The 25,496-nt window shown below is 51.1% G+C and carries 24 protein-coding genes; 9 read left to right on the forward strand and 15 right to left on the reverse strand.

The annotated features are described in order from the left end of the window. Nucleotides 1–13: 13 nt before the first annotated feature. From BMX58_RS05485 to BMX58_RS05500, 4 genes are all read left to right on the forward strand, one after another. The gene (locus tag BMX58_RS05485) at nt 14–304 is read left to right on the forward strand and encodes a hypothetical protein (protein ID WP_068623004.1); all 291 of its coding nucleotides are present in this window, start codon (nt 14–16) and stop codon (nt 302–304) included. 53 nt (nt 305–357) lie between these two features. Then, on the forward strand, nt 358–1,278 hold the full coding sequence (locus BMX58_RS05490) for an exonuclease domain-containing protein (RefSeq protein ID WP_068623005.1): 921 nt from the start codon (nt 358–360) through the stop codon (nt 1,276–1,278). 164 nt (nt 1,279–1,442) lie between these two features. Then, the gene (locus BMX58_RS05495; RefSeq protein ID WP_068623006.1) at nt 1,443–2,300 is read left to right on the forward strand and encodes a MurR/RpiR family transcriptional regulator; all 858 of its coding nucleotides are present in this window, start codon (nt 1,443–1,445) and stop codon (nt 2,298–2,300) included. Between the two features lie 411 nt (nt 2,301–2,711). Continuing rightward, nucleotides 2,712–3,083, forward strand: a complete 372-nt coding sequence (locus BMX58_RS05500) for a hypothetical protein (RefSeq protein ID WP_068623007.1) — start codon at nt 2,712–2,714, stop codon at nt 3,081–3,083. Between the two features lie 272 nt (nt 3,084–3,355). On the opposite strand, the gene BMX58_RS05505 is transcribed toward BMX58_RS05500, so the two are convergent. The 7 genes from BMX58_RS05505 to BMX58_RS05530 all read right to left on the reverse strand — a co-directional run bounded on the left by BMX58_RS05505 (nt 3,356) and on the right by BMX58_RS05530 (nt 10,896). Next, entirely contained in the window at nt 3,356–4,246 is an 891-nt protein-coding gene (locus tag BMX58_RS05505) for a DMT family transporter (protein WP_131814049.1), read from the reverse strand. A gap of 155 nt (nt 4,247–4,401) precedes the next feature. After that, a complete protein-coding gene (locus tag BMX58_RS15000) occupies nt 4,402–4,530 on the reverse strand; it encodes a hypothetical protein (RefSeq protein WP_275425220.1) in 129 nt (42 codons plus the stop codon). Nucleotides 4,531–4,563: 33 nt separating this feature from the next. Continuing rightward, a complete protein-coding gene (locus BMX58_RS05510; RefSeq protein ID WP_068623008.1) occupies nt 4,564–5,784 on the reverse strand; it encodes a MalY/PatB family protein in 1,221 nt (406 codons plus the stop codon). 294 nt (nt 5,785–6,078) lie between these two features. Further along, a complete protein-coding gene (locus BMX58_RS05515; protein ID WP_068623045.1) occupies nt 6,079–7,887 on the reverse strand; it encodes a DUF4153 domain-containing protein in 1,809 nt (602 codons plus the stop codon). A 56-nt stretch (nt 7,888–7,943) separates the two neighbouring features. Then, nucleotides 7,944–8,765 carry an ABC transporter permease gene (locus BMX58_RS05520; protein WP_068623009.1) on the reverse strand — a complete coding sequence of 274 codons (822 nt, stop codon included), beginning with the start codon at nt 8,763–8,765 and terminating at the stop codon, nt 7,944–7,946. Continuing rightward, a complete protein-coding gene (locus BMX58_RS05525) occupies nt 8,762–9,694 on the reverse strand; it encodes an ABC transporter ATP-binding protein (protein ID WP_239420552.1) in 933 nt (310 codons plus the stop codon). Before BMX58_RS05525 ends, BMX58_RS05520 begins: the two co-directional genes overlap by 4 nt. Before the next feature lie 218 nt (nt 9,695–9,912). Then, nucleotides 9,913–10,896, reverse strand: coding sequence for a lactate/malate family dehydrogenase (locus BMX58_RS05530; RefSeq protein WP_068623010.1), 984 nt, complete (start codon nt 10,894–10,896; stop codon nt 9,913–9,915). Nucleotides 10,897–11,057: 161 nt separating this feature from the next. Between BMX58_RS05530 and BMX58_RS05535 the strand changes: the two genes are divergently transcribed. Together BMX58_RS05535 and BMX58_RS05540 are read left to right on the forward strand one after the other, a co-directional pair. After that, nucleotides 11,058–11,720, forward strand: a complete 663-nt coding sequence (locus BMX58_RS05535; protein WP_068623011.1) for a TetR/AcrR family transcriptional regulator — start codon at nt 11,058–11,060, stop codon at nt 11,718–11,720. A 93-nt stretch (nt 11,721–11,813) separates the two neighbouring features. After that, a complete protein-coding gene (locus tag BMX58_RS05540) occupies nt 11,814–13,835 on the forward strand; it encodes an ABC transporter ATP-binding protein/permease (protein WP_068623012.1) in 2,022 nt (673 codons plus the stop codon). Nucleotides 13,836–14,224: 389 nt separating this feature from the next. Here the strand turns inward: BMX58_RS05540 and BMX58_RS05545 are convergent, their stop codons facing one another. After that, nucleotides 14,225–15,628, reverse strand: a complete 1,404-nt coding sequence (locus BMX58_RS05545; RefSeq protein WP_068623013.1) for a hypothetical protein — start codon at nt 15,626–15,628, stop codon at nt 14,225–14,227. Nucleotides 15,629–16,642: 1,014 nt separating this feature from the next. Between BMX58_RS05545 and BMX58_RS05550 the strand changes: the two genes are divergently transcribed. Further along, on the forward strand, nt 16,643–17,455 hold the full coding sequence (locus BMX58_RS05550) for a helix-turn-helix domain-containing protein (protein ID WP_068623014.1): 813 nt from the start codon (nt 16,643–16,645) through the stop codon (nt 17,453–17,455). 59 nt (nt 17,456–17,514) lie between these two features. Here BMX58_RS05550 and BMX58_RS05555 read toward each other — a convergent pair whose 3' ends face one another. Beyond that, the gene (locus BMX58_RS05555; protein WP_084253913.1) at nt 17,515–18,066 is read right to left on the reverse strand and encodes a P-loop NTPase family protein; all 552 of its coding nucleotides are present in this window, start codon (nt 18,064–18,066) and stop codon (nt 17,515–17,517) included. A 112-nt stretch (nt 18,067–18,178) separates the two neighbouring features. Here BMX58_RS05555 and BMX58_RS05560 point away from each other — a divergent pair, with 112 nt between their 5' ends. Continuing rightward, nucleotides 18,179–18,760 carry a GNAT family N-acetyltransferase gene (locus BMX58_RS05560; RefSeq protein ID WP_068623015.1) on the forward strand — a complete coding sequence of 194 codons (582 nt, stop codon included), beginning with the start codon at nt 18,179–18,181 and terminating at the stop codon, nt 18,758–18,760. Between the two features lie 35 nt (nt 18,761–18,795). On the opposite strand, the gene BMX58_RS05565 is transcribed toward BMX58_RS05560, so the two are convergent. Next, a complete protein-coding gene (locus BMX58_RS05565; protein ID WP_068623016.1) occupies nt 18,796–20,337 on the reverse strand; it encodes a sensor histidine kinase in 1,542 nt (513 codons plus the stop codon). After that, nucleotides 20,327–21,028, reverse strand: coding sequence for a response regulator transcription factor (locus BMX58_RS05570; RefSeq protein WP_068623017.1), 702 nt, complete (start codon nt 21,026–21,028; stop codon nt 20,327–20,329). Before BMX58_RS05570 ends, BMX58_RS05565 begins: the two co-directional genes overlap by 11 nt. Nucleotides 21,029–21,195: 167 nt before the next feature. On the opposite strand from BMX58_RS05570, the gene BMX58_RS05575 reads away from it, so the two are divergent. Next, on the forward strand, nt 21,196–21,552 hold the full coding sequence (locus tag BMX58_RS05575) for a hypothetical protein (protein WP_068623018.1): 357 nt from the start codon (nt 21,196–21,198) through the stop codon (nt 21,550–21,552). 285 nt (nt 21,553–21,837) lie between these two features. Here BMX58_RS05575 and BMX58_RS05580 read toward each other — a convergent pair whose 3' ends face one another. The 4 genes from BMX58_RS05580 to tenA are packed head-to-tail and all read right to left on the reverse strand — an operon-like array spanning nt 21,838 to nt 25,391. Then, nucleotides 21,838–22,605, reverse strand: coding sequence for an energy-coupling factor transporter transmembrane component T family protein (locus BMX58_RS05580; protein WP_068623019.1), 768 nt, complete (start codon nt 22,603–22,605; stop codon nt 21,838–21,840). Further along, a complete protein-coding gene (locus tag BMX58_RS05585; RefSeq protein WP_068623020.1) occupies nt 22,602–24,089 on the reverse strand; it encodes an ABC transporter ATP-binding protein in 1,488 nt (495 codons plus the stop codon). The genes BMX58_RS05580 and BMX58_RS05585 overlap by 4 nt, the downstream gene beginning before the upstream one ends. A gap of 14 nt (nt 24,090–24,103) precedes the next feature. After that, on the reverse strand, nt 24,104–24,682 hold the full coding sequence (locus tag BMX58_RS05590) for an ECF transporter S component (protein WP_068623021.1): 579 nt from the start codon (nt 24,680–24,682) through the stop codon (nt 24,104–24,106). 34 nt (nt 24,683–24,716) lie between these two features. After that, nucleotides 24,717–25,391, reverse strand: coding sequence for a thiaminase II (gene tenA, locus BMX58_RS05595; protein ID WP_068623022.1), 675 nt, complete (start codon nt 25,389–25,391; stop codon nt 24,717–24,719). Nucleotides 25,392–25,496 lie beyond the last annotated feature (105 nt).

The raw sequence follows: 25,496 nt of genomic DNA on the forward strand, positions 1-25,496 counted from the left end.
GGGGGAAATTTTGATGACAGAAAAAATAAAGCAGCGGATTCTGCTGGCCTTTGCTGTGGTTGTCGGCTTCGTGATCGGCTACCTGAATCCGGCCACCTCGCAGGCGCTCCTGTCGGGCATCGGCTGGATCGCGGGGATTGGGATGTTCTTCCTCTTCCGCCGCTCCAATAAAAATCCGGGGCGCGATTACTCGGAAAGTTGGGCTTATATGCTGATCCGCATGCTGCTGTTCTTCATCATCGGTGCCGCTCTGGGCAGTATGATCCCTTATTACCAACAAGTGATGCAAATGCAACAGCAGTAAATGTTGGCGCAGCCCGAACCTATTTAACTCAACCCAAACAAAGGAGAATGCACATGGATTACGTCGCCATCGACTTCGAGACGGCAAACAGCCGGGGTGACAGCGTCTGCTCCATCGGCCTGAGCCGGTTTTCCGACGGCAAGGAAGTCGACCGCTACTACGCGCTCATCAATCCGCGCCAATATTTCAGCCGCGGGAATATCCAGATCCACGGCATCACGGAGGCCATGGTCGCCGCCGAGCCCGACTTTGCCGAGCTCTATCCGGCGATCCGCTCCTTCATCGGCGCAGATCCGCTCGTGGCCCACTTCGCCCAGTTCGACATGAGCTGCCTGCAGCAGACGATCGAAACGCACCGGCTGCCGAAGATGCAGAACGAGTTTTTCTGTTCCTGCAAAATGGCCCAGCGCATGCTCGATCTGCACAACAACCGGCTGCCGACCGTGCTGGATTATTTCGGCATGACGATCGACAACCACCACAATGCCGGCGAGGACGCGGTCGCCTGCGGACTGATCACCAGCAGGATGCTGGCGCAATACGACTATGATATCCAAGGTTTTCTGGACGAATACCAGTACCGGATGGGCAAATTATTTTCGCACAGTTTCGGCGTCGCGAAAGGCGGTGCCCGCAAGCCAGCCGGCAGAGCCAAGGCGGCACCGCTGAAACCGAAAAACCTGCTGTTCGACAAGGAGCACGTCTTTTACGACAAGCACGTCTGCTTCACCGGCCGGTTCCAGAAACTGAAGCGCAACGATCTTGCCCAGCTCGTCGTCGATGTCGGCGGCCATTTCGACGCCAACCTGAGCTACGAGACGCTCTACCTGGTCGTCGCCGACAGCGATTGGCGCAAAATCGGCACACCGGGCGAAAGCCGCAAAATCCAGGCCGTGCGCGAACTCCAGGGCAGCGGCCACAACCTGACCCTGCTGTCCGAATCGGATTTCCTGCGCATTTTTCTGAAGGAATAGCGGAAAGCCGGCAAGTTGCAGAATAACCAGCAAACAAAAGAACGGCCATCTTGATCCGACACAGGATTCAGATGGCCGTTTTTTCATAGCCTATAACGGCAAAATCAAAATGTAAGCTATTCCAAAAACAGGAAGTAGGCTATAATAGCGATGAGGTGACGGCCATGAACATTTTCAACAAAATGGACAACTTAGTAAATCTGACCGAAAACGAGAAAGTTTTGGTATCATTCATAAAAGAAAATCCGGAAGCATTCGTAAAAATGACTTCCTCGGAAATCAGCGAAGCCATTTTCATTTCAAACGCGACGATCTATCGTTTGTGCAAAAAAATGGAATTGGCCGGGCTTTCCGAATTAAAAATTTTGGTATCGGCTTCATTGGGTGATTACCTGAAAGAGCAGACGACCCTGGACTTCAACTATCCGATCCATCCGAACGAAACGCAGTACCAGATTACCCGCACGATGCAGGAACTCTATGAGCAGACCGTTGTATCGTCGCTCAACAATCTCGATCTGGAGCAGCTGCGGCAGGCGGCGGCACTGATGAAAAAGCTGCCGGTCATCGATATCTACACTTCCGCCGGCAACCTGTTCTTCGCCGAAAACTTCAAGTTCCAGATGCAGGAAATCGGCCGATTCATCAATGTCCCGATCGAGGAATACCAGCAACGCTTGGCGGCGGCCGCCAGCGGTCCTTCGCATCTTTCCATCATCGTTTCCTATGGAGGGAGAGGACGGGTCATTCCCGAAATCGTGAATATCTTAAGGGAAAGGAAATCGCCTATTGTATTGATTTCCTCCACCGAGGAGATTCCGTTCGCGGCGGCTGCGCTCCACCATCTTTATCTGAGTTCGAACGAAAGCCACTACAACAAGATTTCTTCCTTTTCGACCAGGCTGTCTTTGCTGTTCTTGCTGGACTGCCTGTATACCAGCTATTTCAAGCTCGACTATGAGACAAATGTCGCGCTGAAGATGAACTACTACAACATCATCAGCCGGTACACCCCCCAATGAGGGGCTGGACGGCCCAAAACCGCCCGATCTGACACAAATCTATCAGCCTTACGGAAAGATCGTCTTCATCCTCTGAGAGGTTTTTTTCATTCCGGGGCCAGCATCTTTTGCTCGGCAGCTTTTTGGCTTATACTGAACTCATCCATAAACGAGGGCCTTCATTACAGATGACAGGATCCTCCTCTCGGCGCAGGATCGCTCAATCCGGAAGCGTCGGCAACAATCAGTGCCATCCTTGAGAAGAACCGGCCACGCCTATGTACTGCCATACGTAGCGAGGCATTCTGCTCGAAAAAACCTGGACAAATGCGTCCGGGTTTTTTGTGTGCATATTTAGGTCCATCAGAATGCTTCTTGGTATAATGAGGTCAGGATAGTTGCCACTTTTTGTTTGCGGAAGAAGGAATCAATATGTTCAAAAAAACGGGAGACAGATCCGGGGAAGTCACGTTGTACAGCGGGAGGATGAGTTGGTGCCGCAGTGAACAGGCAGCCTTGGACGGCTATGGTTTTCTGACGGACAAACAGCTCCGCTTTGACATGCCCGAAATAGCCAAACTCATGACCAAAATTTTCTTCAAACCTTTTTCAAATGCATTCGCGGATGGCGTCTATGACATCGCCATCCCATGCGATGACATCAAGAGCGTCAGCCCGGGAACTTATGGTTTCCGCAAAGCGTTGGTCATCGAAAGGAAAGACGGCACCCGCTACAAGTTCGCGGTCAATCACTACGACCGATGGGAGCAAGCCGTCCTGAAACGCATGACAAAAATCGCTTAAAAACTGAATGTGCGCCGAACGGCACAAAGGACTGGCTCACTTATTCAGAGCCAGTCCTTTGTGCCGTCACAGGGTCACTTGCTGTTCGATCGCCCTCAAAAAATGAGCGCTGCATGATTGTTCTCCGGCGAACGAAGGCTTCGCCGGAGAACAGGATGCGTTCCGTTTGCGTTCTCCGATAAGCGCGGCTTCATCGGCGTTCAGGCTGATTGTTGCCGTCGTCCTCCGGGGAACCGCCCCTTCGCCGGAGCTGCGGATACCGTACCATTCCGCTACTCTTCGTTGGTCGCAATTTGATTCTCTTTGTTGCCTACGAATTCGTTCAGGAAAGCAGCAGCCAGAATCAGCACGCCTCCCGCAAGCTGGATCGGCAGCAGTTCCTCCTTCAGAAACAGCGCCGAAACCGCAATCGCCGTCACCGGATCGACATAGCTGAGCACAGCGAACGTCTGGCTCTCGACCGCCTGCGCACCCGCAAACATCAGCACATAGGCGATCCCCGTGTGGACGATCCCCAAAGCCAACAGACTGCCAATCGAGCCTCCCGTCAATTGCCCTAAACCGAAACCGGAAGTAAGGGCGACATAAGGGGTAAGGATCACCGTCGCAATGACGAGCGTCAAAGCTGTCAAGGGAGTGCCTGCCAGACAGGTGATTTTTTTGTTGGACATTATGGCTACCGCATAGAAGAAAGCAGCAGCCAACCCGAAACCGATCCCGATCGGATGATTGTAGGAACCCTCCGCAGGGCTCACACCGATGATCAGAAACATGCCCATCATCGCCAGGAGGACGCAGGCGATCTTCTTCGCGGTCAAGGATTCCTTGAAAACGAACGGCGCCAACAGCGTCATGAAGATCGGCTGGAAATAATAGCTCAGCGTCGCGTTCGATACTGTCGTGTAGCGGAAAGCTTCAAACAGCAGAATCCAGTTCATGCCGACTGCAAAACCCGAAAGCAACAGGAATTTGGCATTCTTCCGGATCAGCGCCGAGGGAATCCTTTCTTTGCGCATCAGCAAAGTCCCCCAGAGGAACAGGCTCCCTAAAGCGCCCCGGAAGAAGGCGACCTGATTGGAGGCCAAATCGATATTTTTCACGAAGATGCTGATTGTTCCGAATATCAGCATCGACAGCATCACTTTTCCTTTTCCTTTCGACAACAACCCCACACCTTTCCTTATTAGATGAAAATAGTACACCCATCATATCACAGAGTTTACCGGCCGGGATGCTTTCCGCGCAAAAAAATACGGAGCGCGAGGTTGCATGCGCGTTCCGTATTTTCAAATCCCTCTTTATGAAAGTTTGTTTCAGACTAATCGACTGCCGCGGTGATGATGGAAGCTTCCCTGATTTCTTCCACTTTTTTTGGCTTCTTTACCCTTTGGACTTTCTTTCCGGCGAAATAACGGACAACGGATTCCCAATTCATGAAATTTCCCATAGTGTTGCTCCCCTTCCTCACGATACTTGCTGGCTAACGATAGATTTTATACAAGGCCTCTCCCAAACGATTCAGCGTATCCTCGATCACCGTGGTCGGCACCGCCAGATTGATGCGTTCATAGCCTTCTCCCTCTTCCCCGAAGATATAGCCTTCATCGGTGAAGAAGTGCGCCTCTTCGCGCATGAACCTTTCCTGCTCTTCCGGCGACAAGCCCAATGCTTTGAAGTTAACCCATTGCAGGTAAGTCCCTTCAACCAAAGGTGCGGTTATCTTGGGGAAATTTGAAGCGAAAAAGTCGCGCACCAGATGCTGGTTCCTGTCGATGACCGGGATCAGATGATCGAGCCATTGTTCCGCCTCATCATAGGCGATCCGGCAGCCTTCCAACCCCAGCGTCCCGACCATGCCGGATGCGACGCTTCCGAGCGCCTCGGTAAGCTGGTGACGCAAAACCTCATTTTTGACGATGATATTGGAATTGCACAATCCCGCCAAATTGAAGGTCTTCGAAGGGGCCGTGCAGGTGATTGTCCTTTCCGCAACCGCCGGCGAAAGCGTCTGGAATACCTTATGCTCATAGCCCGGCATGATCAAGTCGTGGTGGATTTCGTCCGCAACGATGATCATGTCGTAGCGAAGCACGATATCCGCCAAGCGCGCCAGCTCTTCTTCCGTCCAGACTCTTCCGACCGGATTATGCGGACTGCAGAAAATGATCAGCTTGTTCTCTTTCTTGCGGCAGAGATGCTCCAGCCCTTTGAAGTCAATTGTGTAATCATCCGCGCGGTTCAGGAGCGGATTCCTGACGACTTTGCGTCCGGCGTTTTCGATAGCTTCGAAGAACGGATAATAGACCGGCGTCATAACGATGACCCCTTCCCCCGGTTTGGTATAGGCTCTGACTGCTGCATAGAACGCGGAGACGACGCCCGGACTGTTGAGGATCCATTCCTTTTCCACCTCAAAGTTATGACGGCGCCTTTGCCAGTCAATGACGGCTTGATAGTATCCTTCAGTGGGTACACTGTACCCCAATATGTTGTCTTCCAAATATTGCTGCAAGCCCTTGATGATTTCGGGCGCATTTTTGAACTCCATGTCCGCCACCGTAAGGGGCACCACGTCATCCGGCACATCCGGCATCCATTGGTACATCTGTTGCCATTTCACGGAGCCTTTGCCTTTTCTGCTGATGATCGTTTCGAAATCATATATTTTTTTGTTGCGTTCAATTTCCGTTCCATACACCATACTAGCTCCCCTTCCTTTTACGTAAGGTTTGATCACACGAAATCCGGACCGGCGCCTTAATTACCGGCGCGCTTCAATCTTGAAACTAACTATAAGCTGATTCTGAAACATTGTCCACTTTCCCATAACAACACCCGTCACATTTCCTCACACGGGTTGGACGCCTCTCTGCAGAATCCATAAAAAAATGCATTCCGCGTCACTAATCCTCACATGTTCAATCACGCGAAAAAGAAGCCCCATCTACGCTGCAGAAACGTAAACGGGGCTTCAGAATCATTCTTGCTGGCACCATTATTTGAATTCTATGAAGAGGTAAAGATCCCCTCCAGTGAAATCGGCTGTGCGTTCCAAGGAATTGACCAAAATATTCATTCGGACGCGGTCATTTTCGGTGGTTACCGTCGCATCATCGACTTTCAGGTTGCCTTTGTCGAAGCCTGAAGTTGCGGCTTCTTCGAAAATCACATCATACAATTCTTTTGTATCGTAAGCGAGCAACTCATCCCCCGCCGCATCCTTCAGCGTGAGCACATAATAGTCATCCACTATTTTTTTCTCCAGAAGATAGGTTTGCCCATCGACCTCAAAATCAGTGCTTTCCAACGAACCCGGTTCCGCCACCGAATAGTAGAGATACTGATGGATCATGATATCGAAGCCTGCGATTCCGACCACGGGATCGGCATCCCAGTTCAGGTAGACGAATTCGCCTTCGCCTTGCGGATACTCCGTTTCGGAATAGGTCATATCAAATCCGTAGGTATCGCTGAAATCACTGTAGACATTGAAGTCGCTCGGCAGGTAGGCCACCTCTTTGTTGTAGCCCATGCTGTCGATGTAGGAAGCGACCTTCGTGATGACGATCTTGTCGCTGAGGGAAACGTCGCTTTTCGGCACGATTGCGTTATCCACCAGCATATCGTTTTCCCTTAATTTTCGTTCCAGGAAACTGATCTGGTTGTTCTTGCTGACGGTAAAGGCATCGATCGGCGGAATGATGGAAATCGCCGACAGCACCAGCAGCGCGATGGCGATCAAGCCATTATGCTTCGGTTTCATGAAGCTGAAGATCACTCCGGCTATCGTCGCGAAGATTCCGAACAGGATGACATAGTAGCGGCCATGCGTGATGCCCATCTCCCTGATTTTCAGGAAGGAGGCGATGGTCTGGAAGACGACGATCGGAATCAGGATCTTAGGGAAAATCTTGCGGAACAGATCGGCAAATTTATTGTCGAGATTGCAGGCGAGGATATAGACGACGATGACGATGATCGCATAGGAAACAAGCAGCGGTTCCAAAAGATTGTCGGTCCAGAATTCCCCGCGGATGTTCAGGACGACATAGATCACAAGAATCAGCGTGTAAATGGCCGTCAAAGGAATGATGATGTAGGAAATCAGGATTTCCAGGAAGCGCGGCACCATAAATTGGCGGTCCAGCGTTTCACCGCGCTTCGCCCATGCCTCATCCGGTATCAGTTCCTCGCGCTTGCCCGGGTAGAGCGGCGTCATCGACAAGAAGTAAATCGGCGCAAATAACGATCCTACGATGTTCATAAGGTGCGTGAGAATTTTGAAATCAAGATTGAAGAGCAAGTAATCAGTGGCGTAAAAAATCGCGCTGATTCCGGCCGTCAATACTGCTGAAAAAAGCACGGTCGTAAAGAAGGCTTTCAATGCCGACAGAAAACTCCGGTGGAACAGCACCTTCACACTCTTTATCGACGGGATCCAAATGAAGGCGATCATGAGCGCAAACAGCGCCACGCCGGTTTTGACGTTGATGGCGATATTGTAAAGCGTCTGCGGTCCGACTGCGAAGTAGTAGCCCACTGCAAGCACGGCGGCTCCGCCCATCAGCAGGTAGCGGGCATTCCGTTGCGTAAAGAAACGTTCATAAACCATTTGGCCAACAATGCTCAGCATGGCCCCGACCAAAAAAGTAAACAGATAGCGGGCGTAATCCTCGCGCGGGTTTTCGATCATGAAGCTGTTCAATACTGCGACCGCGATCAGAAAAAGCACGGTCAGCGGGTAACGGCTGATGGAACGCCCCATCCCTTTGTAGGCTTTCCGAAATGAGTCCTTTAATTTCATCTTCATTACACCCTTTCAACGAAAGCATTCACCGGTTAAAACCGGGCTGCTGTCCGTTATTTTGTATTCTTTCTGCGCTTGTGTTCATGAGTAAAATCTGCCTGTTGAAACGTGACGGTCGCCAAGAACAAAAACAAAATGCCGCATCCGACTACCACAAGACCGCTCATCCAAGGTTTAAAAACCGAGCCATTCACATAAAACGCCAAACCATTCTTCACCATTTCCGCATCGGTCCCATTGTTCTCCAGGACAATCGCCCGAAAAAACATGGTCGTATAAGTCATGGGATTGATAATGGACAGCTTTTGCAGCAGAGCGGGAAAAAGGGAGACCGGGACGTACGCTCCCGAAAGGTAAACCAACGGCAGAACGACCGCCTGTTCGACAATCTGGTAAGTTTGCGCATCCCGCACGAGCGTCGCCATCAGCAGGCCGAGCGCCGAATACACTAAGCCCACGAGAAACATCGACAGGAAAACAAGCACGATTGTGTGCGGCTTTTCGAATCCCAATCCGGTGAACATGCCAATAAAGAAAATCATGAATCCCTGCAAAGTCGCAACGATCGCACCAGCCAAAATCTGCCCGAACGCTACTTGAAACCGATTGATGGGGCTGACCAAAATTTCTTTCATGAATCCCGAACTGATGTCCTCGATTGTGGTGGCCGCGATATTCAAAGATGTTTGGAATACCGTGGCAATCGTCACGCCCGCAATGATATGCTGGATCGGATTGCCTTGGAGCTGTTGCCGGAAAAGGGAGGACAGCACATAAATGAAAGCGAATGGCGTCAGGATGGTGATCAACAAACGCACACGATCCCGCATGAAGTGCCGCAGATTCCGTAAGCATAATATCCAGACAGCGCTCATCTTGCATCGCCGCCTTCCCGGATCTGCTTACCCGTGATTTCCAGAAAGACATCGTTCAAGGTGCCTTTCATGATTTCGACGTCCAGAATATCCTCCTTCAAGAGCTGGATCAATTCGATAAAGTTCGCCATATCCCGCACTTCGATATGAAAATCACCATTCTTTTTCGCGTATGCGACTTCTTGCTGGAGCAGAATGATTTCCGCTTTCCGGTTGTCCTTCACCCTCAATCTCGAGCGGGTCTTCGTATATTTTCCTTTCAGGGCTTGGGGAGTATCATTGACGACGATTTTCCCGTTATCCATGATGGCTACGCGGTCGCATACCTCCGCTTCTTCTATATAATGGGTAGTCAAAAAAATGGTGATGTCTTTTTCCTTCTGCAGCTTCATGATGTACTCCCATATCCGATTCCGAGTCTGGGGATCCAATCCGGTGGTCGGCTCATCCAAAAATAGCACTTTCGGATAATGGATCAGCGCCCTGGCAATCTCGACGCGCCGTTTCATCCCTCCGGAAAGGGTCGAGACAAACTGTCCACGCCACTCGATCAAGTCCATAAGCCTTAGCAGCTCGTCGGTGCGTCCATTTATTTCGTCTCTGGGCACTCCATAAAAAATGCAGTGGGAATATAGGTTTTCCTGCACAGTCATCTTCTGATCAAGCGTCGGCTCCTGAAAAACAATGCCGATGGCCTTACGAACAGCATTTTTCTGCGTTGAAACGTCCTTTCCGTCGATCAAAAGCGTCCCGCTGGTCTTATCGATCATCGTACACAACGTATTGATAGTGGTGCTTTTACCTGCACCATTCGGTCCAAGGAAAGCGAAGCTGCTCCCTTCTTCCACTTCGAAAGAGACCTTTTCCACAGCTTGATAATCTCCGTACCATTTCGAAAAATCCTTCACGACAATAATGGCTGACATCATTTCACCGACTTTCCTATGCATGACACAAGCAGCCTACAGACCCTCTAGCGGGGCCAGTTCAACGGAATCGCACGCAATGAAGCGTGAACCCCCTCAACATAATTATGTATATTTCGCCTCTCATTTGTCAAATTTTGCGAAAGGCTTCCCGGCACATTCACCAAACAAAAAGCCGGGAACAAGTTTTGCTCTCCCAGCTTTTTTGTCTGCCGCTTCGCTTATGCTCTGAAAGGTCCGGTCTTCGCATCCTTCATCGCGAGTTGGATGTAGTCGATGGATGCCTTCAGTTTGGCGGTCTCCCAATCGTCCAAAGCGACACCGAATTGTTTTTCCACGCCGTTGCGGCCGATCAGGCAGGGCATGCTCAAGGCCACATCGCCGTCATGGCCATACTGCCCGCGCAGAATCGTGCAGACCGGATGGACGCTCTTTTCATCCAACAGGACCGCTTGCGCCAAGGTGATGGCGGCCTGCGCGACTCCGGCATTCGTCCAGCCTTTCCCGTTCAGGACATCATAGGCCGACTGCACGACGGCCGCACCGATCGACTCCGGATCCAATGTTTCTGTTTCCGGGAAATAAGTTCCGAACTCCTCATAGCGGATGCCGTTGATGGCCAGGCGGCTCACCACCGGGAAGGCAGTGAAGCCGTGCTCTCCCATCATATAGCCCGTCACACTCTTGGGATCGACACCGTACTGTTGCGCAATCACTTTCCGCAGGCGGGCCGAATCCAGCATCGTGCCGGTTCCAAAAATACGCCCTTCCGGATAACCAAATTCGCTGGCAGCAATATAGGTTACCGTATCCAGTGGATTCGTGATCAGGATAATGATGGCTTCCTTCGTGTATTTCGTGATGCCGGCCATCACTTCCCGAATAACGGCTGCGTTTTTGATCGTCAAAGACGCGCGGTCCGGAATGGCATTCGGATTGTTGTCATCCTTCAGGACACTTGGACCGGCCGCGATGATAATGACATCCGCATCTGCGCAATCGGAATAGTCGCCGGCGTGGACATCCACATTGGACATATAAGTCAAAGCGGTCGCATGCGCCTGATCAAGTGCTTCCCCATAAGCAACATTCTCCAGGATATCGATCGTGGCGATCTCCGCAAACAGCCTCAATTTCATCGCATCCGCCAATACATACGAGCCGACATGCCCCACGCCTACGACCACAAGTTTATTTTTGTGCATCTTTTCCCCTCCAATTCTCATCATACTTTCATCTTAGCATCTTTTCGCTGATTTATCACGGTTTCGAGAAAAATGACACATGCCGGCCAAATTGGCGGCTTGCAATAATCCCAGAGTGCAAGTACTATGGAGGCAACATCTCAAAGAGGAGCATTCGTCTAATGGAAAAGTTTGTGGAAGCTTTAAAACAAAAAATTCGCAGCAAAGAGGGCTTGTCGCCCAAAATGCAGGATATTCTCGATGCCTGCGTCGTGCTCTTCTCGACAAAAGGATTCTCCAACACCAGCACAAAGGACATCGCTAAAGCAGCCAATGTTGCCGAAGGGACCATCTATAAGCACTTCGGGACCAAGGAGAATTTGCTTTACGCCACGATTTTTCCGATTCTGCGCGACATCATCTCGACGGAAGCGCTCGCCCAAGTGCAGCAGTTCCGCAAATCGGCAGAGAATGCACCATTTGAACAGTTCGTGGAATTCATTGTGCGCAAAGACGTCATGATGCCGGAAGAGCATTTCCAATCGGGCAAGATTTTTATCAGCGAAATGATGTACGACAAAGAGCGTTATAAAAAATTCATCAAGATGATCCCCAAGGATTTGATAGAAGGTATTTACGCTATCCTCGACGGCTACAAAGAAAAAAATGAGATCGTCGATTGGCCGAACCCAGTCATCTGGCAATACATCATGAGTGTCCTGTTCGGCAATCACCTGACCCATTATGTCCTTTTCACCGATACAAAACGCGACAAGGAAGCCGAAATCACTTATCTGACCCAGCAGATCGTCAAAGGCCTGAAACCGGACAAACACCAGCATTGACAGCCCGATTCCGAATCGCTATACTTAAACAACCTAATCGTGAGTAAATACTCACTCATCTTTTGGTGGAACAATAAGGAGGCATCATCTGCAATGGCTTTTGTCGAACTGAAAAATCTGAATAAATATTATCCCATCAGCGGCTCGGAAGACTTCCAGGCACTGAAGGACGTCAACCTTTCCCTGGACAAGGGCGAATTGGTGTCGATCGTCGGCGAGTCCGGCAGCGGCAAATCGACCTTGATGAACCTGTTGGGCGGTCTGGACAGCCAGTTCTCGGGCGAAATAACCGTCGATGGCCAGAAAATGAGCGGATTCAAGGAAAAGGATTTCGTGAATTACCACAAAGAGAAAATCGGCTTCGTTTTCCAGAGCTTCAACCTCGTTTCCCACCTCACCGTGCTGGATAACGTCACGTTGGCGATGACGCTGTCGAACGTCGACAAAAAGGCGCGGGTCGCCAGGGCACGGGAAGTCCTGAAGCAGCTCGGCCTCGAAGGTCACTACAAAAAGAAACCAAGCCAGCTTTCCGGCGGGCAAAAACAGCGCGTGGCCATCGCCCGCGCGCTCGTCAACGATCCGGACATCATCATTGCGGACGAGCCGACCGGGGCTTTGGATTCGCAGACGACGGATCAGGTGCTGGACATCATCCAGGACATCGCCAAGACCGGCAAACTGGTCATCATGGTCACCCACTCGGAGAAAGTGGCCGCCCGCTCCACGCGCGTCGTCACGATCGATGACGGAAAAATCATCGGCGATGTCCGCCAAGGCGAGCTCGCACTGCACGACAACGCGTTCGGGCTGCAGCAAAAAACCAAAAGCAAAAATCTCACTTTTTTTGCGGCAATCCGCCTGGCCCTTCTTAATATGAAGGAAAAGTTGGCCCGGAACATCCTGATCGCGCTGGGCGGCAGCATCGGCATCATGAGCATCATCGTCATGCTGTCGCTTGGCGAAGGCGTCAATGACTACCTGACCGAGACGATGAACGCCAACGTCAATCCTTTGGTCAGCGAAGTGCGGATGCCCATCGTCATCGAAACCAACAACAGCGAAAACGCCGATTCCTCGATGATGATTATGACACCAGCCGGTGCTGAGATCCCTGCCGGCTCCGCGCCATCGGGTCCTCCAGCCGGCGTGACGCAGTCCGATCCGTTCGGAGAAGAGAATATCGAGGAATTGCGGAACATCCCGCATGTCGTTGAAGTCAACTTGGCTTACACTTCGCTGACGATCGGCAGCGACAATATCATCTATGAAGGGACAAAATATTCCTTCATGAACTTCGGGACAACATCGGGCATGACCGATTCGAACATCCTGTACGGGGCTTTCCCCGAAGCAGGCGAAATCCTGATCACGGAAGGTGTCGCAAATCAAATGGCTGCCACCGCGGAAGAAGCGATCGGCAAAGAAGTGACCGTGGATGTCACGATCGACGGCGAATCGCTGGAAAAAAATTACGTCATCAGCGGCATCTACACAGCCGGCCAAGCCATCGGCGCATTCGAGTCCGTCTATATGTCACCCGAATCCTTCGAGGCTTTGACAGCCGAGAACAATATGCAAGTGGAACCCAATGTTGTGTATTTGGTATCCGATGATCCTGAAAATACCCAAGCCATCAAAGATGAAGTAGCCGCTTTGGGTTACCGCGGTTCTTCAGCCGACGCCCTAGCGTCCACCTTCACGCAGATGCTGGATATCTTCACCTACATCCTTTCCGGTGTCGCCGGCATTTCCCTGTTCGTGTCCGCCATCATGATCCTGACGGTGCTCTACATCAGCGTCGTCGAGCGCACCCAGGAAATCGGCGTCATCAAAGCGATCGGTGGCCGCAAAAAGGACATCCGCCGCATCTTCGTTTCCGAGTCCTTCCTGATCGGCCTGTTCAGCGGCTTGCTGGGCGTAGGCATCGCCTACCTCATCACTGTTGTCGGCAATATCGTTGTGGAGAATCTGTTTGATACGGCCATCCTGAACATGACCCCAGGATTTGCAGCATTCGGCATCATCACCAGCGTGATCATCAGCATGGTCGCCGGCCTGATGCCCGCCCAAAAAGCAGCCCGCCTCGACCCAGTAGAAGCACTAAGACATGACTAAGAACAGGATACGATGAATCCCACTCTAGAAATCGAGCACTAAGAGGAAATCCCCACCGCGACCGGGTTTTGGTCGAGGCGGGGATTTCAGCTTAGGCGGAGATTTCTGGGATTCAGAGTTCAACTACAAGGATGTGATGATTCGCGTTTAGATACCCGTACGTTGGAGCACCCCACGAAGTGAACCTCTTTTGTTCACATCGTAAGGATGCACTGTGACCGTAAACGGTCAAGTGTATCATGTCTCTAAGCGATTGAAATCGCAAGAGTCATGACAAAACGGTAGTGGTATCTGCGAATCAGAACTCAACTACAAGGATACGATGAATCCCACAAAAAAAATGCACCCAAAAAGAAGCAGCCGGACTTTGTGTCGGCTGCTTCTTTTGTTTATTCCGCAAGGCGGATCTGCGCATAAAAGGCGTTCATCTGCTCGGCCAATTCATTCTCCTGCATTTCATGGAAGACGCTCATCACATTGTAAAGATACCGCAGCAACCAATCAAACGCGTCCTTCTTCAGGGTAACCCCTGCCTTCGTTTCTTCTTCAATCTCTTTGTGCAAGGAATCGACCCAATGATCCCCAAGGACAATCCGCACCCGTTGGAACTGCTCCCGGAAAAGCTGCTCGGTCGAAACCTCATTTTCCCCCGGCATCCATCTGTTGCGGTTGGCACTGCGGTAATAACGTGGGATGAAGTGCTTGAAATAGGGGTCGGACTGCTGCAGCAGAAAAAAAGCCGCTTCATATTTCCGGTCGGCAATGTAGCTGTCCAGCAAATAGGAAACCAAAATATCCCGAAAATCGATGGACAGCTTGCGGACAACCAAATCCTTATACGTATCATTGACGGGCACAATGTCCAACTTAGTGTACAACGGCTTGCGGCTTGCACCCACCACCAATTCTTCACGATCCAACAACTTGTGCGCCTCTTCCTTCGCGCTGTCATGCATACCGCGGGAGCGGAAAATGACGAAACGGACCCATTTCAGCAAGGCGCCTTCCTCAGCAGTCAGTTGGATATCCGGATTGCCATCCAAAACCGCCGCAAAGTTCTCCAGTTTTCGGACGGTATCCGCATAGCCGTGGCGTTGCCACTGGATATAGCTTGCCTCGCCCTTTTCATAACGGAAGCTGATGAAAATCATCTGCAGCCACAGTTTTTTTATGTCAGAATAGCTGACGCGATAGTGTAACTGTTGCCGCAACACTTCCTCCATCTGCGTTTTGATCCTTTCCGGCTCCCAGCCTGATGCGATCGCCTCCGCTTCAAACAACTGGACGAGTTCGATCGACTTCCTGACGTTATATTTGTTTTCTTTCATTAATTTGTTTACAATGGGCCTGAGAACGAGATGGGAAAGTTTCGCGTGATTCCTGAAGTAAGGGAATATCAAATAGTCTTCGTTCACTCGTTTGCGCAAAATCCCCGCATGCAAGGGCTGGTGGCCGAGGGGACCGATTATCGGCGAAAAATCCTTCAGCTCATATTCCCCTTCCATGAATTCCACGTTCGCATGATTGAAGGGATATCCCGCCGGAAAATTTTGCTTATAATAGAAAAAATACCAGTCATGCGCCTCTTGTCCGTTCAGCAACAGCCGATCCACAGAAATGTCCTCTTCCGCAAACCGCTTCGCAAAATGTTGCGTTTCATGGGACAATCGATAATATTGCTGCGTATGCAGGAAGTCATGCAGCGTATGCTCCGTCACCGCGACCTTGTCAGCCAGCACATAATCATATATCGCGTAATAATACTCAAAAAACAGATCGTAATCGCCTTTCATCTTTGGCACCTCCGGACCGTAATCCCTTACAATTCTAACCCCATTTTACCATATTGCCTACAAAACGAGGCAAGAAAGCCTGCTCACGTAACAACCCCGGCTGCGAAACAAGGAAAATTGTACAATTACCGGAAAGCTGAAACAAGCATCCTACATTGAATTTGTAAAAATTTATACAAATTCCGTTCAATTGATATAAAAATGTTCAGTTATCGGATGACGTTTTCGCGCGATGGTGCTATACTATACATGAAATAACGTTCGTCTTATTTTCGTACAAACATGGCACAGCATCGCCAGATTCCCAATGTATAAGGTTTTTCAAAAAAACACCCATTCCCATTCGCTCCCGTCACTCACCTTTTCACGATACGAAATCACTGCATCCGAAAAAATAAATATTTTTACATCAGCTATATTGCGGATTTTATGTATGCATTTCCCGAAAAACGCTTATAGGCAAGCGTATGTTTGAAATTCGATGTAGTTATTTTGTTTTCCGCCCTGTTTTTAATCGACAAAAACAAATCTTTTGTCGATTATCCACCGCTATATTTTCCCGTTGTCCTACGGCCGAAAAAGCATGCTGGATTGGCCATTAAATTGCATGACAAAATGGATAGCGTTCCCTTCAGCCCGACACTTTTTTTGCAATCGGCCGCAATCGGGAGGAGCAGAGCCGATTCCTCAATCCATGTGCTTTAATGGAAAAATATTTGTCCCCTGCATGGCATCAATAAATTGTTTTCGTTAACGGCAACATACTTTCCGCAATAAGCTTATCATTTCTAACCTCCCTCTTGTACATGTCAGATTTAATTACAGACATATTACAAATAAGCCTTTTTATGACAAGGATTAAATTTTTATATTTTTATAAAATATACTAGACAAACCAAAAAAATAGTATATTATTATTGTTATTGGCTCGTTCGGATGATATGGAATTTGAGTCAATTAATTTTCAAATTGTCGAACCGTTGCTATCACATATATCACGTTAGGAGGATAACTATGTATACCATGTCCAACATAAAAAACCTCTCCTTAAAGATTGTACTCGCCGAAAAGAATACGATCACAGCGTCCCAACCTACTAACTACCAAAAATTCCCTTATGTTAAACTTTTCTACGTTACATCTGGGGATGTTTCTTTAGTAATGAAAGAAACGACGGAAAAGCTTTCAAAGGATCAGTTGATCTTATTGAATCCGAATGTAGAGTACTATTGGAATCTGACAGGAGATAAAGCAGCAGAAATCATCGAAGTCGGCATCCACGGCCTGGAGTTCTCGAAAGTCGGGGACGCAGAGAGCGACTTCTCTTATTACCGCCACAACGACGGTGAAAAAGAAACCGCGACTTTCCTGAATTTATTGCTGGATGAAATGAGCACCCGCAATCAAGGCTACGAAGAAGTCAGCAAACGTTTCGTCGAGATCATCCTGATCCACTTGTTGCGTCTGGAAGAATTCTCGATCCGCAACTCGCTGAACAAAAAGAACCACAAAGAAATCCAAACGGTCAAGAATTACATGAAAGTGAACTACCACAAGAACATCACTTTGGATGACTTGGTGGATCTGGTCCACATCAACAAATTCTACCTGATCCGGATCTTCAAGCAGGAAGTCGGCATGTCGCCGATCGACTACTTGATCCATATCCGTATCGACGAAGCGCAAAAAATGTTGCGCAACACCAATATCGCAATCGCCGATATCGCGCACTTGGTCGGCTTCCAGTCACCATCACACTTCTCGAAAACATTCCGGGAATTGTCGAACTGCACGCCTTCACAGTACCGCCGTCAAGGAAACCAATAATACAACAAAAAGAAGAAGCCGCGACTTTATGCGACTTCTTCTTTTTGTGGTCTATCCACTTAGTTTTCCAATCCCAACACCCGCAAATAGCCTTCCGCCTCGCGCGGTCTGTGAAAATGATGGATTTTGATGCCGGTCGGCGCCTGATCCAGCAAGGCAATCAAGCCCGGCCGGTTGTTTTTGTTGAAATTCCAGATGAATTTCATGAATTCCCAGTCGAAGCGCTCCGGGCACCCTTCCCCCATATCGGGACGGGTGCGCTTGCGGTTCAAAGCAATACGTTTCAGCGCGCGGTAAAGGCATAATCTTCTTGGGTAGTCGAAAAAGAAAACCGTATCAGCAAGCGCCAGTCTGAGCGGCAGACTCCGTTGGTAATTGCCGTCGATGATCCATTCCCTTTGTTGCACAAGTTCTTGTTGGATCCTGTCCTGTTCCTCGCCGGAGCGCAGTTCCCAATCCGGCAGCCAATACAGTTTGTCGAGATGATACAAAGGTTCCCCCGTAATTTCACGCAACTTGCGCGAAAAAGTGGATTTTCCCGATCCGCTGCAGCCGATTACGACGATCCGCTTGCCAATTTGCTCACTCCCGCTGTCCTTCAACTTTTCCAAACCGATTCCCCCTTTTGGACGAGACGCTCGCTTCTATCGACCAGTTTAGCACAGCGGACATGCAGCGGACAATGCTATACTGTAGTTAATAAACCTGAAAGGAACGATGCGGATGATACGCAAAGCACAAAAAGAGGATTGCCCGGAGCTGTATGATCTGATCCACGAAATTTTCGTTGATATGGAATTGCCGCTGCTCGATTTGCTGGAACCGGATGTCCTGAAAGCCGCGGTGGTCCGGGCCATGCACGAGGAAGTCTACCGTTTCAGCTACCTTAACGGCCTCGTCTACGAAGAAGAGGGAGAAATACTCAGCTGTTGCTTCGGCTACCCGGGAGCGTCCGAACCGGTCATCGATGCCGCACTCCGGACCGCTTTTGAGGAAATGCAGGTCACTGCGCCAAGGCTTTTCCCCGACAGCGAAACATTTGCCGGAGAATGGTATCTGGATTCCATCGTGACGAAGCAGGCAGCGCGCGGAAAAGGTGTCGCTCACCAATTACTGCAAGCACTGCCGACACTCGCCTTGGCCGCGGGCGAAACCGTCATCGGCCTGAATTGCGAGAAGGACAATCTGCAGGCAAAAAAACTCTATGAAAAAGTCGGCTTCCGGACCGTTTCCGAGCGGATTTTGAGCGGGCATGCCTACGACCATATGCAGTGGGAACTCAAAGATGCGGTCTTGAGCAACTAAAAAATCAGCCACAACAGTAATGTTGCGGCTGATTTTTATTGTTTCAGATCAAAAAGGAAGGTGGAGCCTTTTCCCGGTTGGCTTTCGACAGACAAAACGATGCCGTGGCGATCGGCTATCTGCTTGGCGACGGCCAAGCCCAGGCCGGTGCCTTGCTTGTTGCTTTCTTCGTTTGATTTGAAGAACTTTTCGAAGATGTACGGTTGGTCCTTTTCAGCGATGCCCGGCCCGTTGTCGGTGACAGCCAATCTGCAACCAGCATCTAATGCGGTCAGCGTGATCCGGATTTCGCCCTTTTCGGCGGAAAATTTGACGGCATTCTCCATCACGGCGAGCAGCATCTGCCGCAGCCGGGTGTAGTCCCCCATCATCATGAACGAAAGCAACTCCTTCGAGAATGTCAGCGTAATCCCCTTTTCCCTGGCGATATAACGCACGGAACGGATGGCATTTTCGACGACATCCACAAAATTCAGAGAGCTCATCTCCATTTGATAGTCCGGGTTCTGCAGCCGCGACAGTTCCAGCAGATCGTTGATCATCCTCTCCAGATGGATGCTTTCGGTCAGCATCTGCTGGTGGTATTCATCGATTTTGGCGGGATCCTCGACCACATGATCGTTCAAGGCTTCCAATGAACCGCGGATGACCGTGACCGGCGTGCGCAATTCATGGGAGATGCTCGTGATGAAGTCCTTGCGCATCTTATCCAATTTGGCGCTTGCTTGTTCGGCTTCCGCCAACTTGTCCGCCAGAATATCGATGTTGGCAGCAAGCGAGCCCATTTCATCATTCTGGCTGATGCCTGTCTGAGCTTCATAATGGTTGTCCGCCAACTGCTGCGTCGTTTCTTCCATCCTTTGTAGCGGTTCGATGAAGCGTTTCGCCAACAGGAACGCTATCCCGATGGCAGCGATCAAGGCCACCGCTGCACTGATCCCCAAGGTGGACAGCCCCGAGCGCACGGCAGTCTGCATGTTTGCGATATAGTCGTGCAAAAGGACCGCAGCGATAACCTCCCCTTCTGCGGAGAGCACCGGCGCACCGACCGTGATGGAGGTATCCTCCAATAACGGGCTGAAGCCTTCGCTGAAGGCGACGTCCCCTTCGAACACCTCATCGACAAGCGCCAGTGCAGCGCCTGGTAGTTCCCCATAGGTGATCTCTTTTTTGCCGGTCCCGACACTGATCGTCTCCGCGGATTGATCGACAATCCACACCTCGCCCATCGCGATATCCTGAATGGCCGTGATATAGGCGTTGTATCCGTTCACATTGTTGCGCCCGGTCGTACCCGTGGCACCACCTTGCGCGAACAGAGCATTATTTCCTGTTTGCTTTCCGATGGCATTGCCCTTGGCAGCGAACGCAACCTCATCTAAAGCAGGACTCCCGTCTTCCAGATAATCGGCTACGCCGGCCGCGATCGCCTCAGCCCGTTCCTGCATATCCGCCCGATAAATCTCTTCGGTATGCCGGGTGAACAGCAACAGGAAGGCCCCTCCGACAACCAAGGAAAACAGCAGGATGACGGATGTGAAATAGAGGACCAGCTTGCGGGTAATCTTATATTTCATCCGTTTCTACCTCAAATTTATAACCGACTCCCCACACTGTTTTGATGTCCCAAGCCGGATGGGGAATCTGGTCGATTTTTGCCCGCAGGCGTTTGACGTGCGAATCGACCGTGCGGTTATCGCCGAAATAGTCGTAGCCCCAGACGCTGTCCAACAAATTGTCGCGGCTGAAGACTTTGTTCCGGTTCGTCGCCAAGATCCACAGCAGCTCGATCTCTTTTTTCGTCAGATGGACCTGATGCCCGGCAATCTTTACGATGAACTCGTCCAGCCGGATTTCCAAGTCTTCATGGACGTAGAGTTTATGCTGATCCTTATTTTCCGGCGTCTGGTCCAACCGCCGCAGGATCGCCCGGACGCGCGCCATCACTTCGCCCGGCGAAAACGGCTTGACAATGTAGTCGTCCGCCCCGATGTCCAGACCCATGATGCGTTCGAAGTCTTCCCCCCGCGCCGTCACCATGATGATGGGGACCGAGGAAATTTTGCGGATTTCCCGGCATACCTCGAAACCGTCCTTTTTCGGCATCATCACATCCAGCAGAATCAAGTCGAATTTGCCTTTCCCGAATGCCTGCAGCGCCTGCTCGCCGTCATAGGCGACGGCCGTTTCGTAGCCATCCTTCTCTGCGTACTCCTTCAGGATGGCCGTGATCTGTTTATTGTCATCCGCAATCAATAGCTTTACCATCGTAATCACTCCTCATGGAAATCATACTGGAAAAATATGGCAAGATTATGTTTTCACCCCGATAATACCATACAAACGTGCCATTAAAAACACGCTTCTGCCATACTTTTTGATTATTCTATGTTCAAGAAATAAATAACAAAAAAACATTCCAGGAGGAAACAAAAATGAACAAGACAAGAATCATGACTATCCTATCCGTTGCAGGCTTATTTGTAGGAGGTGCCGCACCGGTGTTGGCAGCGAGCGACACAGCAGTCCAGAACGGAACCGCCACCCAAGAGCAGATCAAGTCAGGCGAATGCATAAACGAAGGCGCCAAAAAACAAGGCAATGAAGAAGCAACCATGAAACGCGCCCGCGAGAAAAGCGGAACGTGCGACGGAACTGGTGCCCAAGCCAACCAGGACGGCAATCAAAATGCCACAGGCGAGACTGACGGCGACGGCAACCAATACGGCACAGCCGATGCAGAAAATGACGGCAAAAACGGCGTCCGCGATCAATCCTGCCAAGCGGAATAACAGCTCATCATGGCAATACGAAAATACCAGACAGAGGGGCGGTCTCGTTTCGAGACCGCCCCTCTGTCTGGTATTTCTTTGCATTCGCAGAACGGAAACCCGAGAGAGCGCGCATCTGTCGACTAAACGATCACAGGAAACCACATCAAACCTGACGGAGCGTCCTTTTGTCGGGCATCCGCCCAGGACGGTACCGCAGATTGTCGAGAGATCACGCAACTGTCGGTGGTTCTCGCCGCCAAAGTCTTTTTGGCATTTTGTTCAGAGCATCCATTCCTTGTAATTTCAGAAAAACTCCTTCGCGCAGTAGACCACGATCCCCAGCATCATCATATAAGCCAGGAACAGGACATCATTACCGGAAAAGCCGATATCATAATAGTAGGTTCGGCTCTCCTTGCCGGAAAAACGTTTCGCTTCCATCGCCACGGCGATGCGGTGGGCGCGCCGGATGCTGCCGGAAAGCAGTGGGATGGTATAGACTTTCATCTTGAAGAGGATGCCCTGCATTCCCTTCACCCTTTCGCCGCTGCGCACCTTGCGGGCATTGCGGATCGTTTCGAATTCCTCCGTCATGATCGGGATCAAGCGCAGCGCCGCCATGAAGCTGTAGGCGTATTTCGGATCCAGCCGCAGTTGCTGCATCAACGAATAAAACAGGTTGACCGGCCGGGTCGTCAAGGCGAAGGTCAGGCCCAAAACAGCGAAGACCAGCGCGCGCAGGCCGATCAGCATGCCCCGCAGGAAACTTTCTTCGGTGATGCGGATCAATCCCCATTCGAACCAAAGCGTTTGTCCGTTCCCAAACAGGATCATGGCGCTGGCTGTCGATACGAAAATCGCACAGAACGGGATCAGCAGCAACAAGATCCGCTTCAGCGGCTGCCCCGTAAACAGCAGGAACAGGAGCAAAAGCCCGCTGCCGATGAATGCCATCAACTCAAGATTACGGACAAACAGCACAACGATGCATGTCAGCAGCGCCACGGCCAATTTCAGGCTGGGATTGACCCGGTGAAGCCAGGTTTCTTTGACCATTTCCCATTCCCTCATCCGCAGAGCCCCCCTTCCAGCCGCAGATCGGCGGAGACTGCGGTCCGCCTGTCTGTAGCCGATCCCGTGGTCTCACGGATTTCACCGTCAACAACCTGCCAAAATGCCGTTCCGTAATTCCGGGCGATCACTTCATCGTGCGTCACCATCAGGATGACAGCGCCTTTTTTCCGGTAATTCTCCAAAAACCCCAACAAGGCGAAGGTGTTTTTGGAATCCAATCCGAAAGTCGGTTCATCCAAAAGAATCAGCTGCTGCCCTTGGATGATTGTCGCCGCGACACTCAAACGCCGCTTCTGGCCCATCGACAGCTGAAAAGGGTTCTTCTCCCGCTGACCGCTCAACTGGAAAAGCTCCAGGTATTCCTCCACCAGCCGGTCGATTTCTGCTTGGACTTTCCCGTCCAGCCGGAGCGAATAGGCCATCTCCTCATAAACCGTGTTCGCCACGAACTGGTACTCCGGATTCTGGAAGACGAAAGCCATCCGCTCCGCCAGCTTCTTCACTTTTTTGATCGGCTTGCCCTCCAGCTCACAACGCCCGCTCGTTTTGATGAACTGCATGACCGCATGGAGGAAGGTGCTTTTCCCAGCTCCGTTCTGGCCTTGGATAATGACCCATTCGCCAGGATAGGCCGCCAGTTCGGCTCCGCTGATCTTTGTTTCCCCGTTGCGGAAGCCTTTGAAATCGCGCAGCTCCAATAGCGGACTCTGCAATTCAAAAGATTCGTGCCCCCTTTGCAAAGGCGTTTCTGCCAAATGCCGGTCCCATACGCCCGGAAACCAGATGCCCTGCTCCTTCATCTCCTCCTTGCAGGCCGAGAAGATTGCTGCATTCGGTCCATCGGCGATTATGCGGCCGGACGCATCGAACAAAACAAGTCGTTCGGCGAAGGCGAGCACATGATCGATTTTATGCTCCACGATGACGACGGTTTTGTCCCGGCAGACTTCCTGCAGCACTTCCCAGATCGTCTCGGTCCCTTGCGGATCCAGCATGGCGGACGGTTCATCCAAAAAGAGCACTTCCGGATCCAAAAGCAGGACCGAGGCGATCGCCAACCGCTGCTTCATCCCGCCGGACAGGCTCGCGATGGGGATGTGGCTGTCCGCCAAATCCAAGCCGACCTGACGGAGCGCAAAATCTATTTTGGCCTCCATCTCCGCGCGCGGAACCGCCAGATTTTCGAGCACGAACGCGAGCTCTTCATCAACGTAGGGCATGCAGAACTGGCTGTCGGGATCCTGGAAAACGTAGCCCCAGGAAGCCGGCGTAACGATCTTGTCGGCCTTCAGCGGCACTTCGATCGATTGCGGAATCAGCCCGCTCAGCACCTGCAGCAGTGTGGATTTACCGCAGCCGCTCGGTCCCAACAGCAGCACTTTCTCGCCGGCAGCGACCGAAAAGTCCAAGTCGCGGAACAGCAAATCGGCATCCCCGGGAAATTTCAGCTTCAGTTTCTCGACATAAGCTTGCTTGCCCATTTCCGTCATCCTCCTTAATCCAACTCTGTGAAATCTTCACTCGTCAACGGGCGGACAAGGTTCGTCACGCCAGTGTCCTCCAGGACTTCCGCCAGGTAATAAGCCAGCACGCCAGCGAAGAAAATCGAGCCGGCAAAGCGGGCCAACAGGTAAAGCGCCAAGTTCCATGGAGCCAGCTCGGCGATCTGGCCGTTCAACGCATCCACCAGCAGCGATCCCACACAAGACGCCGAGGCAGCCAGAGCGGCAACCTTCAGGTCAAAGCGTTTGTAGCGGAAGGCCATGAACACCAATTCCGCAAACAAGCCTTGCACCACGCCGGAAAGCAAAACGGTCAACCCCCAAGGCGAACCCAACAGGAATTCGCCTGAAGCCGCAGCGATTTCCGCCAACAGCGCCACACCCGGTTTGCGGATGATGAAATAGGCGACAGTTCCGGCGATGAACCACATGCCGTAAAGCAGCTGATCAAGGTGCAGACCCAACGGCTGCACGGCGTAATAGACCGTTCCCCAAAGGATGTAGACGATTCCGAATGCGATGGCGATGACGATCGTCACCAAAATATCTGTAAGCTTCAATTCTTTTTTCATTTTTTTGTCCCCTTATCGTCGTTTTGTTTGTCGGTTATTTTTCCAATGGCACCGGCCAGGTCTCCATCCGGTAGCCCATTTCCCAAAAAGCGTATTCGTATTGGCTGCTGATGATAAAATGCTCTTTCATCCTTTCGCGGTCCGCTTCGCTCACCGCTGCAGCGATCTTATCCAGATGCGCGATCTGCTCATCCACCCGGTCCTGAAAATCCTTCCCGCCATAGGTAGCGATCCATTCCTGATAGATCGGCTCTTCCGGCGCCGCGTTCTGGAAGGCGTCCCCGATCTCGGCGTAGAGCCAATAGCACGGCAGCACGGCGGCGATGACGTCCCCCAGATGGCCCGCGTGTCCGGCCCGGTAAAGGTGGGAAGTGTAGGCGTAAGTGGTCGGTGCCGGTTTGAAAAACTCTTTTTCCTCCGCGGTGATGCCCAGCCGTTTTGCAAATTGTTCATGCAGGCCGATTTCGGCGCTGTACGTATGCTTCGCGAAGTCGGCGAATTGATTGGTCGTCGCGATATCCGGCGCTTTGGCCGCGCCGAGCGCCAAAATTTTGGCGAAGCGCGTCAGGTAATAGGAATCCTGCTGGATATAGAAACGGAAATTCTCCAAAGGCAAACTGCCGTCCCCCATCCCTTTGACGAACGGATGCACCATGCTGGCCGCCCAGATCGGTTCGACCGCCTGGCGGATTTCTGCTGAAAAAGTCATTGCTGTCCCTCCATATGTTGGGAGCATCCGCCAGGTTCCGATCCATCCGGACGGCCGCTCTTATTTTTTTGCAAACAAAAAACCACTCTCTTCCCAACGGAAAAA

The sequence above is a fragment of the Trichococcus ilyis genome, assembly GCF_900109135.1.
Lineage (GTDB): Bacteria > Bacillota > Bacilli > Lactobacillales > Aerococcaceae > Trichococcus > Trichococcus ilyis.

What these genes read in the sequence shown, in the direction of transcription:
- BMX58_RS05565 (WP_068623016.1), bottom strand. Translation starts at nt 20,337, where the DNA reads ATGAAATATAAGATTACCCGCAAGCTGGTCCTCTATTTCACATCCGTC.
- BMX58_RS05530 (WP_068623010.1), bottom strand. Translation starts at nt 10,896, where the DNA reads ATGCACAAAAATAAACTTGTGGTCGTAGGCGTGGGGCATGTCGGCTCG.
- BMX58_RS05525 (WP_239420552.1), bottom strand. Translation starts at nt 9,694, where the DNA reads ATGATGTCAGCCATTATTGTCGTGAAGGATTTTTCGAAATGGTACGGA.
- BMX58_RS05535 (WP_068623011.1), top strand. Translation starts at nt 11,058, where the DNA reads ATGGAAAAGTTTGTGGAAGCTTTAAAACAAAAAATTCGCAGCAAAGAG.
- BMX58_RS05560 (WP_068623015.1), top strand. Translation starts at nt 18,179, where the DNA reads ATGATACGCAAAGCACAAAAAGAGGATTGCCCGGAGCTGTATGATCTG.
- BMX58_RS05485 (WP_068623004.1), top strand. Translation starts at nt 14, where the DNA reads ATGACAGAAAAAATAAAGCAGCGGATTCTGCTGGCCTTTGCTGTGGTT.
- BMX58_RS05500 (WP_068623007.1), top strand. Translation starts at nt 2,712, where the DNA reads ATGTTCAAAAAAACGGGAGACAGATCCGGGGAAGTCACGTTGTACAGC.
- BMX58_RS15000 (WP_275425220.1), bottom strand. Translation starts at nt 4,530, where the DNA reads ATGGGAAATTTCATGAATTGGGAATCCGTTGTCCGTTATTTCGCCGGA.
- BMX58_RS05550 (WP_068623014.1), top strand. Translation starts at nt 16,643, where the DNA reads ATGTATACCATGTCCAACATAAAAAACCTCTCCTTAAAGATTGTACTC.
- BMX58_RS05585 (WP_068623020.1), bottom strand. Translation starts at nt 24,089, where the DNA reads ATGGGCAAGCAAGCTTATGTCGAGAAACTGAAGCTGAAATTTCCCGGG.
- BMX58_RS05540 (WP_068623012.1), top strand. Translation starts at nt 11,814, where the DNA reads ATGGCTTTTGTCGAACTGAAAAATCTGAATAAATATTATCCCATCAGC.
- BMX58_RS05575 (WP_068623018.1), top strand. Translation starts at nt 21,196, where the DNA reads ATGAACAAGACAAGAATCATGACTATCCTATCCGTTGCAGGCTTATTT.
- BMX58_RS05490 (WP_068623005.1), top strand. Translation starts at nt 358, where the DNA reads ATGGATTACGTCGCCATCGACTTCGAGACGGCAAACAGCCGGGGTGAC.
- BMX58_RS05570 (WP_068623017.1), bottom strand. Translation starts at nt 21,028, where the DNA reads ATGGTAAAGCTATTGATTGCGGATGACAATAAACAGATCACGGCCATC.
- BMX58_RS05545 (WP_068623013.1), bottom strand. Translation starts at nt 15,628, where the DNA reads ATGAAAGGCGATTACGATCTGTTTTTTGAGTATTATTACGCGATATAT.
- BMX58_RS05520 (WP_068623009.1), bottom strand. Translation starts at nt 8,765, where the DNA reads ATGAGCGCTGTCTGGATATTATGCTTACGGAATCTGCGGCACTTCATG.
- BMX58_RS05495 (WP_068623006.1), top strand. Translation starts at nt 1,443, where the DNA reads ATGAACATTTTCAACAAAATGGACAACTTAGTAAATCTGACCGAAAAC.
- BMX58_RS05580 (WP_068623019.1), bottom strand. Translation starts at nt 22,605, where the DNA reads ATGAGGGAATGGGAAATGGTCAAAGAAACCTGGCTTCACCGGGTCAAT.
- BMX58_RS05590 (WP_068623021.1), bottom strand. Translation starts at nt 24,682, where the DNA reads ATGAAAAAAGAATTGAAGCTTACAGATATTTTGGTGACGATCGTCATC.
- tenA (WP_068623022.1), bottom strand. Translation starts at nt 25,391, where the DNA reads ATGACTTTTTCAGCAGAAATCCGCCAGGCGGTCGAACCGATCTGGGCG.
- BMX58_RS05510 (WP_068623008.1), bottom strand. Translation starts at nt 5,784, where the DNA reads ATGGTGTATGGAACGGAAATTGAACGCAACAAAAAAATATATGATTTC.
- BMX58_RS05515 (WP_068623045.1), bottom strand. Translation starts at nt 7,887, where the DNA reads ATGAAATTAAAGGACTCATTTCGGAAAGCCTACAAAGGGATGGGGCGT.